Source organism: Nitritalea sp., assembly GCF_054166705.1.
In genome coordinates this window covers 767,875-780,392 of record NZ_JBSZCV010000008.1, presented here as the reverse complement: position 1 = coordinate 780,392, position 12,518 = coordinate 767,875, and the positions used below count along the sequence as shown (strand labels likewise).

The window sequence follows — 12,518 nt, the reverse complement described above, 5'->3', positions numbered from 1 at the left end:
AGGAGTGGTTTAAGAGGTAAATTTGCAGATTAGATTAAAAGAATAATGGCGAAGAAACGAGGGATAGCCCTGGAGGAGCACGAAAAGCGCAAGTTAAACAAGGAAAGTTTCAGTAAACTGAGTGGAATATTCCGCTTCATACTACCTTATCGATTCAAGTTCATCCTCGGCTTAGGGTTTTTATTGTTTTCCAGCCTCACCCTGCTGACCTTCCCTTTTGTGGCAGGAAAGCTGATCGATGCCGCTTCAGGAGAAGGCTGGTGGATTAACGACATCAATAGCATCGCTTTTTTACTGCTTGGCATTCTACTTATTCAGAGCGTCTTCTCCTTTTTCCGCGTATGGTTATTCGCCTTGGTAAGCGAGCGCTCCATGCGTGACATTCGTATCGCGCTCTATGGAAGATTGGTACAGCTGCCGATGACTTTTTTCGATAAGCGTAGGACCGGAGAACTTATTAGCCGCATCACTTCAGATGTAAGCTTGCTGCAAGATGCCTTCTCGACCACGCTGGCAGAGCTTTTCCGTCAGCTCGTGACGCTTATTGCTGGGGTAGCTTTCCTATTGTTTACCACCCCGAAGCTAACCCTTTTCATGTTAGGGACCTTCCCTGTATTGGTGATCATCGCGATGGTTTTCGGCCGTTACATTCGAAAGTTGTCCAAGCAGACCCAGGATGAGTTGGCTGCCGCCAATGTCATCGTAGAAGAAACCCTTCAGTCTATTTTCACGGTAAAAAGTTTCTCTGGAGAGCGCTATGAAAGCCAGCGCTACGAGAGTGGACTAAACCGTGTGGTGCATGTTGCCTTAAAAGCAGCAGGCTTCAGAGGGGCCTTTATCTCTTTTATCATTTTTGCGCTTTTCGGTGGTATTGTGGCGGTCATGTGGTACGGCGCTTCTTTGGTGGCCTCTGGCGCTATGAGTGTAGGAGATCTGGTTTCCTTCGTGCTGTACACTACTTTTATCGGAGGTTCTATCGCGGGACTGGGTGACATTTACGGACAACTGCAGAAAGCCATCGGTTCTTCTGAACGCGTGCTGGAAATTTTAGAGGAAACGCCAGAAGCATTAGCTACTGAATATGAAAGTGTCCCACTAAATGGGGACATCGTCTTTAAAAACGTGCAATTTGCCTACCCTACCCGGAAAGAGGTGAGGGTGCTAAAAGACCTTTCTTTGCGCATCGGCGCGGGAGAAAAAATAGCCCTAGCAGGGCATAGTGGTGCAGGTAAGTCCACTATCATACAGCTACTCATGCGTTTTTATCCTATCGACAAGGGCAGCATCCTAGTAGATGGACGTGATTTAGACGACTGGAATCTCGCACAGCTGCGCAGTCATATCGGCATCGTACCGCAGGAGGTGCTACTGTTCGGTGGCAGTATTCGGGAGAATATCGCTTACGCACGTCCGGAGGCAAGCGAGGAAGAAATTATTCAAGCTGCGAAAAAGGCAAATGCCTGGCAGTTTATAGAGAAATTCCCTGAGGGCTTAGATACCCTCGTGGGAGAGCGAGGCATCAAGCTTTCAGGAGGTCAGCGCCAGCGGGTCGCCATCGCCCGAGCGATTTTAAAGGATCCAGCTATCTTAATTTTAGACGAAGCCACTTCTTCTCTAGATGCGGAATCAGAGGCGCTGGTACAAGAGGCGCTAGACACGCTTATGCAAGGCCGTACCACCATCATCATCGCACACCGACTGGCTACCATACGCAAGGTAGATCGCATCTACGTCCTGAAAGATGGTGAGATCATAGAAACCGGAGACCACGAAAGCCTGTCGGCTAAAGCGGATGGCTTCTATGCGAATTTAGTAAAACTTCAATTTTCAGAGCAGGTAAGCACCTTGTAAGCAATCTTTTTCGTAGATAACGTGTTATCATATAGCAAGTATCGAACAAGTAAGGATGAAAAATTTTGAGTATTTAAAAGAGGCGACGGAGCCAATTCGTGCCTCATTATTGGCACATCCCATCTATAACGATCTACGGGATGCAGCCACTTTCAACCGCTTCATGGAACAGCATGTTTATGCGGTCTGGGACTTCATGAGCTTGTTAAAAGCCCTTCAGCACCAGCTTACCGGCATGCAGTTACCTTGGGTGCCTAGCCGGGACCCGATGGTTACGCGTCTGATTAATGACATCGTCATGGCCGAAGAAAGCGATGAAGATGGGCAGGGGGGCTATTGCAGCCATTTCGAGCTATACCTCCGTGCGATGCGAGAAGCGGGAGCGTCTACCCTGGCCATAGAGCGACTGGTAAGCCGCTTACAGGAAGGCGAATCCTTTGACGAAATCTTGGCAGAGAATCAGCTCCCAGAGCATATTCAGCAGTTTCTGTCTGTGAATTATGCCGTCGTAAAGGGCGGAAAGCCTCATGAGATCGCCGCCTCTTTCACCTTAGGGAGAGAAGACTTGATTCCTGATTTATTTCGGCAGCTGGTAAACGAGTTAGTAGCTTCAAATCCTAAGGAACTTGCCACCCTTGCCTTTTATTTTGAGCGCCACATACACTTAGACGAAGACCATCACGGCCCGCTAGCAGCAAAGATGATCGCTCTGCTTTGCGGTGATGATGCCGAGAAGTGGGAAGAAGCGAAGCAAGCAGCTTTGGCCGCATTAGAGGCAAGAAAAGTGCTTTGGGACGGTATTCACGCGACACTAGGACAGGAGGAAATGCAAGCGTAAACCTCATCGATAAACGCATTCAGGCTCTTCTTTTTCAAAAGAAGAGTCTTTTTTTATACTGTCCGACTTGTCTTACCGTAGAGACTGGGTCTCAGCTACATGGCATATATAGTAGGCTGTAGGTATAAAAACAAGAAAGTGGGGTTATCATGCGAACAAGGGGTCTGTTTTCATTCACAATCGCTAAAAAATTAGCTATATTTACAGTATGTTTTTAGTATAAATGGAAGGCAAGGTAAAACGAGTCATCCATCCAGTAACTGGTAATTCCATTACGTATTGGTTTTGTCCGAAGTAGTACATCTATTCCTTTAATTTTAACCTTTTAAATTACATGTTATGAAAAAGTTCATGTTAAACTTAAGTGTCGTTTTACTTTTATTAGTCTCTATGAGCTCCTGCTACACCTACACTGTAACCGTAGGAAATGGTGCACAGACGGGGATGACGGAGCGTAAAATGAATCATTACCTGATAGCAGGTCTAGCTCCTGTATCTGTATCTGATCCGAAAGAAATGGCTAAAGGTGCAGAAGATTATGACATTACGATCCAGCATACCTTCATCGATGGACTCATTGCAGCGATCACGTTTGGGATATATACGCCTACGACCACAATCGTGAGAAGATAATCGAAATCACATTTTCGAAACCTGCTTTATGGGAAGTGCATGAGCACTTCCCTATTCCATTAACGCTACCTAGCCTCTTCCCCATGCGTTTACTTCGTTACCTCATCTTAACCATAAGTATCCTTATCCTCCTCTACGGAGCGAACAACATACTGCTTTTTATCAAGTATTATGATCAATTAAATGCCTTCGGACAAGGTTACTTGCTAGGGAACAGTATCGTATTCAGTCTTGGTATCGGCCTCCTTTTTTTACAGGCTTATATCGCTAGAAAAATAAAGAACCCTCGCGTGGAGGGTTCATAAACGTTATTTGATGGAGGCGTTTTCAGGGACGTAAAGTTTACTGAGTACGTCTACCATATAATGTACATCCTCCATACGCGTAAATCGGCTAAATGAAAAGCGTACAGCTTCTCTTTCCGCGGGATGTCCGATTGCTCGTAGGACATGTGAGCCTACGCTGGCGCCCGAGCTACATGCAGAGCCTCCGGAAGCCGAAATACCGTGCAAGTCCAGCTGAAAAAGCAGCATACCGGCCATAGCTTCTAATGGGGGTAAGCTAACGCTCAGTACCGTGTATAAGCTTTCATGTGCTGAAGCTGACAGTCCATTAAAGGCAACCCCAGGAATCGCCGCTTTTAGTTGATCGATAAACGCACTTTTTAGCTGTTGAATATGCGTCTGATGCGCCTGCATCTCTTCGTAAGCGATCTCTAAGGCTTTCGCCACGCCGACGATACCGATGACATTTTCCGTTCCTCCCCGCATATTGCGCTCCTGCGCTCCCCCATGTAAGAAAGGCGTAATCTTTTTATCTTTTCGTAGAAACAAGAATCCTGCACCTTTCGGGCCATGGAACTTATGGGCACCTGCGGCCATGGCATCTACGGGTAGCTGGCTGACATCGTGGGTATAATGTCCCATGGTCTGCACGGTGTCCGAGTGAAAAAAAGCACCATAGGCCTTACAGCAGGCAGCCACCTCTTCGATGGGAAGGAGATTTCCGATTTCATTATTGCCATGCATTAGAGACACTAGGGCATTCGGGTACTGGCTAAGCAGCTGCTCTAGCTCGTCTAGGGATATCCTCCCTTGCGGGTCGACCTGAAGTAAATGCAGGGTGATTTGGCCACGCTTGGCCATAAGTTCTAATGGATGCAGCACGGCATGATGCTCAATCGGAGAGGAGATTACATGCTGAATGCCATAACTTGCTATCGTACACAGGAGTGCGGTATTATCGGCCTCTGTACCACCCGAGGTGAAAATAATTTCAGAAGGACTAGCATGAAGTAATTCTGCCACCTTCTTACGGGCCTTTTCTATCGCCGTACGAACTGCTCTTCCATGCTTATGGACAGAAGAAGGGTTTCCGTAGTGTTCCCGCATAAAGGGGAGCATGGCCTCGATCACACGATCATCCATCGCAGTCGTGGCCGCATTATCGGCATATACTTGTCTCATAATCCTCTGGGTTAAATCTATTTTCAGCATCGCTGCGGGAGTCTGAAATCTCTGCTCCCGCCACGATTTAGGCCGAACCTTTAATCACATCTCGAATGTCTCCAATCAGCTTATTGGCCAGATGCTCTGCCGTCGCTAAATGTGTGGATTCGGAATAAATACGAATGATAGGCTCCGTATTCGATTTACGCAAGTGTACCCACTCCTTATCGAATTCGATCTTCACGCCATCGATGGTATTTACCGGTTGCTTTTTATATTTTTCCTTGATCGCCTCTAGAACTGCATCTACATCGATGTCAGGGGTTAGCTCAATTTTATTTTTGCTGATATGATAGTTTGGATAGCTGGCTCGCAGGCGAGAGATACTCTTTCCGCTTTTGGCCAGGTGCGTCAAGAAGAGACCGATCCCCACCAGAGCATCTCGGCCATAGTGTGAGGCGGGGTAGATGACGCCGCCATTGCCTTCACCTCCGATAACGGCTGCGACCTCTTTCATTTTATCCACTACATTCACCTCCCCTACTGCTGCCGCTGCATAGGCACCTCCATGGTTTTCGGTCACGTCACGTAATGCACGTGTAGAGCTTAAATTGGAAACTGTGTTTCCAGGGGTCTGCGACAGCACATAGTCTGCTACTGCCACGAGCGTATACTCTTCCCCGAAAGGAGTGCCGTCTTCACACATGAAACAGAGTCGGTCCACATCTGGATCTACCACGATGCCCATGTCATACTTGCCTCGCTTCAGCTTATCGGCGATGTCCCGAAGGTTTTCTGGCAAAGGCTCAGGATTATGAGGAAAATGCCCAGTCGGCTCACAGTAAAGCTCCTCCACTTCTACGTCCAGCGCACGTAACAAGGCAGGAACTGCTATTCCCCCCGTTGAATTTACTGCGTCCACGATCACTTTAAACTTACGGGCCTTAATGGCTTCTACATCGACCAAATCCAATTGGAGTACATGCTGCACGTGGCGCTCGATATAATCCGTAATAAAGGTATGCTTTCCTAGCTTTTTGACCTCCGCGAAAGCGACATCTCCTTTTTCAGCGATCGCCTCTAGGCGCTTCCCCTCCGCATCGGAGATAAACTCTCCCTTCTCATTTAATAGTTTGAGAGCATTCCACTGAATAGGATTATGACTGGCCGTCAGAATAATCCCTCCCTGAGCTCCCTCTGCAGGAACAGCCAGCTCTACTGTAGGGGTAGTACTGAGCCCCAGATCGATAACATCGATACCTAGTGCTTGGAGCGTGCCCACGACCAGCTTATTTACCATATCTCCAGAGAGACGAGCATCCCTACCGATGACCACTTTGGCGCTAGGCGCCTTCTCTAAAATCCACGCACCGTAGGCTGAGGTGAACTTAACTACATCGAAAGGTGTGAGCCCCTGACCGGGAACGCCGCCTATCGTTCCTCGAATACCAGAAATAGACTGAATTAATGCCACGAAATAAAAATTTAAATGGAAAATCCCGACAGCATACCGGGATTATAGAAAATGTAGGGAAAAGAGAAATTACTTAAATTTCGCTAAAACTTTATCGACTTCATTATCGGGATTACCACAGGAGCTGTCTGCATCCACGTTTTTTCCACAGTAGCTACACGTCCCACCGTCCTTATTTAGGAAGGGGTTCTGAGAAGCACAAGTCCCTTTAAACTCGCCATTTTTAAGGAAGAGCAGACGCACCGACATCATAGCGAAGAAGAGTCCGATCAGCCCTAAGGTCAAATATAAAGTTGTCATAACGAAGATATTTTTACAAATTTACGGAATACTTTGAAAACGTCCACATCATCTGAATAGTTTCCCGAAATTATGTCCTCATCTGCCCACCGAGCCACCCAGCTTGCCGCTTTCGACCGTTTACTTACCATCATGGATGAGCTGCGCGAACAATGCCCCTGGGACCGGAAGCAAACCACTGAAAGCCTACGTCATCTCACGATAGAAGAAACCTTTGAACTTTCGGATGCTATCCTCGAGGGAGACCCGGAAGAAATAAAAAAGGAGCTCGGAGACCTCCTCCTCCACCTGGTTTTCTATGCACGCATCGGATCGGAAAAGGGGGAGTATGATGTGGCCAGCATCATCGATTCTTTATGTGGAAAGCTCATTCGCCGCCACCCGCATATTTATGGAGATACTGCCGCTGATGATGAGGAGGCCGTCAAGCAAAACTGGGAAAAGATCAAGCTCGCCGAGAAACCGAAAGGGGAGGCACGTTCGGTCTTAAGTGGTGTGCCACGCTCCCTGCCTGCACTTATCAAGAGCATGCGTATCCAAGAAAAAGCACGGGGAGTGGGCTTCGACTGGGAAGATAAGGCCCAGGTTTGGGCCAAAGTGAAAGAAGAGCTTGCCGAGTTCGAAGAAGCTTACCAGCCCGAACAGGGACGCTACCCAGATGGAAACACACGCGAAGACGCTGAGGCCTCTTTGGCGGACAGTACCCCTGCAGCAGAGTCCCATTCGGAAGAAGTAGCCAGCAGCCGGCAGCAAGCCATGGAAGCGGAGTTCGGTGACCTCCTCTTTTCCTTGATTAATTTTTCCCGATTTGCTGCCATCAACCCGGAAGAGGCGCTGGAGCGCACGAACAGGAAATTTATCAAACGCTTTCAATATATGGAGCGGAAAGCAGCGGCCGGCGGAAAGCAAATCGACCAGCTGAGCTTCACCGAAATGGACGCCCTTTGGGAGGAAGCCAAGCGGCATTGAGGCGATAGCCTCCAGGAAAGCGAAAAGGAAATAGCGAAAGCACCGAAATATCGCCATACGTTTAGTAATTTTACCACATGGAGTATAACTGGAAGATAAAAGAGAGGGCCCCGATGGCCGAGGTGGAGCGTTTAAGCGCTGCGATTAATGTGAACCCGACGCTATCGAACTTACTTGTCAACAGAGGTATCGATACCTTCCAGAAGGCGAAAGATTTTTTCCGCCCTGACTTGGATCGTCTGCATGATCCTTTTTTAATGCGAGACATGGACCGGGCGGTCGAGCGGCTTAGCCAAGGAATGGAACGGGGGGAGAAAATTTTAATTTACGGTGATTATGATGTGGATGGCACGACTTCTGTGGCCATGGTCTTTGGTTATCTGAGTCGCTTCTATCCGCATTTAGAATTTTATATTCCCGACCGCTATAAGGAAGGCTATGGCATTTCGGAGACAGGGGTTCGCTATGCGGCCGAACAGGGGTTTGGCCTGATCATTTCCTTAGACTGTGGCATTAAAGCCATCGACAAGGTGGCCTTAGCGACCTCCCTAGGGGTAGATTTTATCATTTGTGACCACCACACTCCGGGAGACACGCTCCCCCCAGCGGTGGCGGTCTTGGATCCGAAGCGCCTCGACTGTCTGTATCCTTATAAGGAGCTGAGTGGATGCGGGGTAGGGTTTAAATTTATGCAAGCTTTTGCGCGGATACATGGCCATCCGGAGATGGAGTTGATGGAGTATTTAGACTTGCTGGCCATCAGCATAGCCGCAGACATCGTTCCGATCACGGGCGAAAACCGAATATTAGCTTTTGGCGGGTTGGAGCGCATCAATACCACGCCACGACCGGGCATTCGGGCACTTATTTTAACCTCGAAGATCGCTAAAGACAAGGAGATCACCATCTCCGATATCGTGTTTAAGATCGGGCCGCGCATTAATGCTTCCGGCAGACTCGAGCATGCGAAAGCCTCCGTAGAGCTTTTGATTACGGATAATTTAGAAGATGCCCTTCGTCGCGCAGAGCTGGTAGATGATGTGAATACGAAGCGTAAAAACTTCGATGAGGCGATAACGCATGAAGCGCTGGAGATGATCGAAAGCATGAACCAGGAAACTACCTTGAAGACCACTGTCCTTTTTAAGGCCAACTGGAACAAGGGGGTAATCGGCATCGTAGCGTCCCGATGCATCGAGCGCTTTTATAAGCCCACTATCATCCTGACCGAATCGAACGGAAAGGCGACGGGCAGTGCGCGGTCGGTTTTCGGCTTTAACATTTACGATGCCATCAGTGCCTGCTCGGAATATTTAGAGCAGTTCGGTGGGCATAAGTATGCGGCAGGACTCACTATGCCTGTGGCTAATGTTCCGGCCTTTCAGGCCAAATTTGAGCAGGTAGTGAGCGAGCAGCTGCATGACATTCATATGAAGCCCGTCCTGGAAATCGATGATGAAATTCTGCTGGACCAAGTAAACTATAAGGCGCACCAGATCCTCAAACAAATGGCTCCCTTCGGGCCCGGAAACCCTGAGCCCATCTTCTGCATCCGACAGGCTACCGCCGATCAGGTGTTCGTCCTTAAAGAAAAACACTTGCGCTTCACCGTGAGCCAGCCCGGTCAGGAAACGAAGCCCGTATGCATCGCCTTCGGTTTAGCAGATAAAAATAAATATGAGGGGGATTTTATCTCCAAAATGCTTCAAGCAAAGAAAACCTTCGACTTGGCCTTCGAAATTCGTGAAAATACGTTCCGTAATAACAGCACGCTGCAACTTTACGTGAAAGACATACAATTTGATTAACTTAGCTATACGCCCAGAAAATAAAATGCCATGATCTTAAAAGCAGAACATCTGGTTAAAATCTATAAAGGCCGTAGAGTCGTGAACGATATCTCCGTAAAAGTAGAACAGGGGGAGATCGTGGGCCTACTAGGGCCCAATGGTGCGGGGAAAACCACTTCCTTTTACATGATCGTGGGGCTTATTCAGCCGAATGAGGGGAATATTTTCTTGGAAGGTGAGAACATCACCTCGCTACCCATGTACAAACGTGCGCAGCTGGGAATCGGTTACCTCGCCCAGGAAGCCTCTGTTTTTCGCAAGCTCAGTGTGGAGGAAAATATCATGGCGGTGCTCGAAATGACCGACAAGACCCGTCAGGAGCGGAAGGAAAAAGTGGAGAGCCTTTTAGAGGAATTTAGCTTAACGCATGTCCGTAAAAACCTCGGCATGGTACTTTCTGGTGGTGAAAGACGGCGTACCGAAATCGCCCGGGCGCTGGCTGTAGACCCCAAGTTCGTCCTCTTAGATGAACCTTTCGCTGGAGTAGATCCGATCGCAGTGGAGGAAATCCAGACGATCGTGGCGAAACTTAAAAACAAAAATATTGGTATCCTCATTACGGACCACAATGTAAACGAGACACTTTCCATCACCGATCGTGCCTATCTGATGTTTGAAGGAAAACTTTTAAAAGCAGGTACAGCCGAAGAACTCGCCGCCGATGAGCAGGTACGCCGTGTATATTTGGGCCAGCATTTCGAACTGAAACGTAAAATTTTTAACTAATGGAAGTAGTAAACGCCTTTATGAGTTGGGTTTTCAGAAATCGCGTCGGACAGATCGAGCGCTTTATGGAAGATCCTGAAGAAGTCCAGCAGGGCATTTTCGATGAACTAATAGAGGCGGGGAAGGATACCGCTTTCGGAAAGAAATACGGCTTTGCGAAGATTCGAAGTTACGCGGACTTTGCACGGCAGGTGCCCATACACACCTACGAAGACCTGCAGCCCTATATCGAGCAGACGATGCGAGGGGAGCAGGGGGTGCTCTGGCCCGGAAAAATCGAATGGTTTTCTAAAAGCTCAGGCACCACGTCCAGCAGGAGTAAGTTTATTCCCGTGTCGCAGGAATCTCTGGAGGATTGCCATTTTAAAGGGGGAAAGGACATGCTTTCACTCTACCTGAACAATTACCCAGAGTCCAAATTATTTACCGGAAAAACCCTGAGCATCGGAGGTAGCTTGAGTCAAAACCCTTTTCGAAAAGACGATGAACAGCAGGTGGGCGATGTCTCGGCGGTGATCATGCATAACCTCCCCCTCTGGGTGCAGTTCGCGCGGACGCCAAGCTTGGAAATCGCGCTGATGAGCGAGTGGGAGGAAAAAATAGAGAAAATGGCCCGGGAAGTGATGGAAGAAAATGTGGTGAGCATTTCGGGTGTCCCCACCTGGACTATCGTGCTGCTACGTCGAATTTTAGAACTAAAAAAGGCCAAAAACATCTTGGAAGTATGGCCGAACCTGGAAGTGTTTTTCCATGGCGCCGTCGCCTTCGGCCCCTACCGGGAGGTGTTTCGTGAGCTTATCCCCTCCGACAATATGCGGTACATGGAAACCTATAATGCCTCAGAGGGCTTTTTCGGTATTCAAAATGACCGCGAGGATACGGATATGTTGCTGATGCTCGATTACGGCATCTTCTACGAATTTATTCCTATGGAGGACTGGGAAAGCAGCAATCCCCGCGTGCTGCCTCTTTCTGAAGTGGAGCTGGGAAAAAACTATGCCCTGATCATCAGCACGAATGCGGGACTTTGGCGCTATAAAATCGGTGACACCGTAAAATTCACCCAGATAAAACCGTATAAAATCAAGATATCAGGTCGCACCAAACACTTTATCAATGCGTTCGGCGAGGAGGTAATCGTCGAAAATGCAGAGCAGGCGATCGAAAAAGCTGCGGGAGACACCGATTCTCGGATCGTCAACTTTACTGCTGCACCCGTGTACTTTAACGGGGCGAAAGAAAAAGGCCGCCATGAATGGATCATCGAATTTTCGCGTATGCCAGAGGATCGCGAGGCCTTCGCAGCGCGTCTGGACGAGCACCTTCGGGAGGTCAATTCAGATTATGACGCCAAGCGGTATCGCAACTTAGCGCTCACGGCACCACTCATCCACTTCGTGGAAGAAGGGCTTTTCGAAGCTTGGATGCGCCAGCGTGGCAAGTTGGGAGGCCAAAATAAAGTTCCGCGTCTTTCAAACGATCGTAGCTACATCGACGAAATTCTGCAGCTCATGGAGAAAAAGGCGTGAAAAAAATACTGTCATCCGACTAAATAAAGATTCTATCTATAATTGCCCTAACTTTATAAGTTAGGGCATATAGGGTGTCTTACTACCTTCCTAGGAGTCCGAGAAAAAATAGTTCCTTTCAACGTTTGATATGAACCCTACTTTATAAACTCCCCTTATTCCAGTTGTGTGGAAAGCCTATTTCTAGTTGTACAAAGAAGTAAGGAAAAGAATCTTTAGGTGCGTTTTGTAAATCTGTAAAAAAGGACTCCCACGGGTATTTTCCGGTGGGGATTCTATAGGCAAACTTCACCCGAAACATACCTGTGGATTCTACCCAATGTTCTGATAGATCAACCCCGAAGCCCACCAATATTCCTTCTGAAAAGTGCTGAAGGTTCATGGAAGTACCTGGGTTTTGCAGCAAATTTCCTATATCATCAGATGCTATTTCTTTAGACAGGATAAGTCTGGTATCCGTCAGAGATAGGCCAACCAAGGGATAAAATGTAAACGACCCCTTTCTAAATAAATGATACTGCAAGAAGATGTTTGCCGTAAGAGGAGTTCGATTTATTTGTGCGTTCAATGCATCGATAGATACGGATTGAGAGCCAATCAACGCATTAATCCCAGTCTCAAAACGCTTCATTCTGTAATGTACTCCAAGTCCAAAATTCAGACTACCCCGAAGAATGTGCGGGTATCCCGAAGCAACCAGTAACTGATTTAGATTGCTTGGCGTTGACGTCATAAAGGAAGGAAGGATCAAGGACACACTAAATCCTCTATCATAGTCAGACCTATCTCTGACAGTATTCCAAAAAGACTCTTGCGCATTCGTGGCAAATGAGATCAGGAATGCTAAGCATGCTAAAATAGCTTTTTTCATATCACCATGCGACCTTTACCGCTGCATAA

At 47.9% G+C, this 12,518-nt stretch carries 12 protein-coding genes; 8 read left to right on the top strand and 4 right to left on the bottom strand.

Going from position 1 to position 12,518, the window contains the following annotated elements; all coding sequences use genetic code 11:
* Positions 1–45: 45 nt before the first annotated feature.
* From ACXIT9_RS07330 to ACXIT9_RS07315, 4 genes are all read left to right on the top strand, one after another.
* Positions 46–1,851 (top strand): ABC transporter ATP-binding protein, encoded by a 1,806-nt coding sequence (locus tag ACXIT9_RS07330; protein ID WP_458055575.1) that lies wholly within the window; start codon positions 46–48, stop codon positions 1,849–1,851.
* Positions 1,852–1,906: 55 nt separating this feature from the next.
* Positions 1,907–2,689, top strand: a complete 783-nt coding sequence (locus tag ACXIT9_RS07325) for a DUF3050 domain-containing protein (protein WP_458055574.1) — start codon at positions 1,907–1,909, stop codon at positions 2,687–2,689.
* Positions 2,690–3,028: 339 nt separating this feature from the next.
* Complete coding sequence (locus ACXIT9_RS07320; protein ID WP_458055573.1) at positions 3,029–3,322, top strand: Bor family protein; 294 nt, start codon at positions 3,029–3,031, stop codon at positions 3,320–3,322.
* 83 nt (positions 3,323–3,405) lie between these two features.
* Positions 3,406–3,627, top strand: coding sequence for a hypothetical protein (locus tag ACXIT9_RS07315; protein ID WP_458055572.1), 222 nt, complete (start codon positions 3,406–3,408; stop codon positions 3,625–3,627).
* 3 nt (positions 3,628–3,630) lie between these two features.
* On the opposite strand, the gene ACXIT9_RS07310 is transcribed toward ACXIT9_RS07315, so the two are convergent.
* The 3 genes from ACXIT9_RS07310 to ACXIT9_RS07300 form a co-directional block, all read right to left on the bottom strand.
* On the bottom strand, positions 3,631–4,788 hold the full coding sequence (locus tag ACXIT9_RS07310) for a cysteine desulfurase family protein (protein ID WP_458055571.1): 1,158 nt from the start codon (positions 4,786–4,788) through the stop codon (positions 3,631–3,633).
* Between the two features lie 67 nt (positions 4,789–4,855).
* Positions 4,856–6,244 carry a phosphoglucosamine mutase gene (glmM, locus tag ACXIT9_RS07305; RefSeq protein WP_458055570.1) on the bottom strand — a complete coding sequence of 463 codons (1,389 nt, stop codon included), beginning with the start codon at positions 6,242–6,244 and terminating at the stop codon, positions 4,856–4,858.
* Between the two features lie 69 nt (positions 6,245–6,313).
* Positions 6,314–6,544, bottom strand: a complete 231-nt coding sequence (locus tag ACXIT9_RS07300; protein ID WP_009056941.1) for a hypothetical protein — start codon at positions 6,542–6,544, stop codon at positions 6,314–6,316.
* Between the two features lie 72 nt (positions 6,545–6,616).
* Here ACXIT9_RS07300 and mazG point away from each other — a divergent pair, with 72 nt between their 5' ends.
* The 4 genes from mazG (at position 6,617) to ACXIT9_RS07280 (ending at position 11,618) form a co-directional block, all read left to right on the top strand.
* On the top strand, positions 6,617–7,513 hold the full coding sequence (gene mazG / locus ACXIT9_RS07295) for a nucleoside triphosphate pyrophosphohydrolase (protein WP_458055569.1): 897 nt from the start codon (positions 6,617–6,619) through the stop codon (positions 7,511–7,513).
* Between the two features lie 77 nt (positions 7,514–7,590).
* The gene (gene recJ / locus ACXIT9_RS07290) at positions 7,591–9,321 is read left to right on the top strand and encodes a single-stranded-DNA-specific exonuclease RecJ (RefSeq protein WP_458055568.1); all 1,731 of its coding nucleotides are present in this window, start codon (positions 7,591–7,593) and stop codon (positions 9,319–9,321) included.
* A gap of 30 nt (positions 9,322–9,351) precedes the next feature.
* Positions 9,352–10,089, top strand: a complete 738-nt coding sequence (gene lptB, locus ACXIT9_RS07285) for an LPS export ABC transporter ATP-binding protein (protein WP_458055567.1) — start codon at positions 9,352–9,354, stop codon at positions 10,087–10,089.
* Complete coding sequence (locus tag ACXIT9_RS07280; RefSeq protein ID WP_458055566.1) at positions 10,089–11,618, top strand: GH3 auxin-responsive promoter family protein; 1,530 nt, start codon at positions 10,089–10,091, stop codon at positions 11,616–11,618. Before lptB ends, ACXIT9_RS07280 begins: the two co-directional genes overlap by 1 nt.
* Positions 11,619–11,760: 142 nt before the next feature.
* Here ACXIT9_RS07280 and ACXIT9_RS07275 read toward each other — a convergent pair whose 3' ends face one another.
* Positions 11,761–12,489 carry a hypothetical protein gene (locus tag ACXIT9_RS07275; RefSeq protein WP_458055565.1) on the bottom strand — a complete coding sequence of 243 codons (729 nt, stop codon included), beginning with the start codon at positions 12,487–12,489 and terminating at the stop codon, positions 11,761–11,763.
* Between the last annotated feature and the right edge of the window lie 29 nt (positions 12,490–12,518).

Bases quoted from the DNA above. Each gene is read 5' to 3' on its own strand.
- ACXIT9_RS07330 (WP_458055575.1), top strand. From the start codon at position 46: ATGGCGAAGAAACGAGGGATAGCCCTGGAGGAGCACGAAAAGCGCAAG.
- ACXIT9_RS07325 (WP_458055574.1), top strand. From the start codon at position 1,907: ATGAAAAATTTTGAGTATTTAAAAGAGGCGACGGAGCCAATTCGTGCC.
- ACXIT9_RS07320 (WP_458055573.1), top strand. From the start codon at position 3,029: ATGAAAAAGTTCATGTTAAACTTAAGTGTCGTTTTACTTTTATTAGTC.
- ACXIT9_RS07315 (WP_458055572.1), top strand. From the start codon at position 3,406: ATGCGTTTACTTCGTTACCTCATCTTAACCATAAGTATCCTTATCCTC.
- ACXIT9_RS07310 (WP_458055571.1), bottom strand. From the start codon at position 4,788: ATGAGACAAGTATATGCCGATAATGCGGCCACGACTGCGATGGATGAT.
- ACXIT9_RS07300 (WP_009056941.1), bottom strand. From the start codon at position 6,544: ATGACAACTTTATATTTGACCTTAGGGCTGATCGGACTCTTCTTCGCT.
- mazG (WP_458055569.1), top strand. From the start codon at position 6,617: ATGTCCTCATCTGCCCACCGAGCCACCCAGCTTGCCGCTTTCGACCGT.
- recJ (WP_458055568.1), top strand. From the start codon at position 7,591: ATGGAGTATAACTGGAAGATAAAAGAGAGGGCCCCGATGGCCGAGGTG.
- lptB (WP_458055567.1), top strand. From the start codon at position 9,352: ATGATCTTAAAAGCAGAACATCTGGTTAAAATCTATAAAGGCCGTAGA.
- ACXIT9_RS07280 (WP_458055566.1), top strand. From the start codon at position 10,089: ATGGAAGTAGTAAACGCCTTTATGAGTTGGGTTTTCAGAAATCGCGTC.
- ACXIT9_RS07275 (WP_458055565.1), bottom strand. From the start codon at position 12,489: ATGAAAAAAGCTATTTTAGCATGCTTAGCATTCCTGATCTCATTTGCC.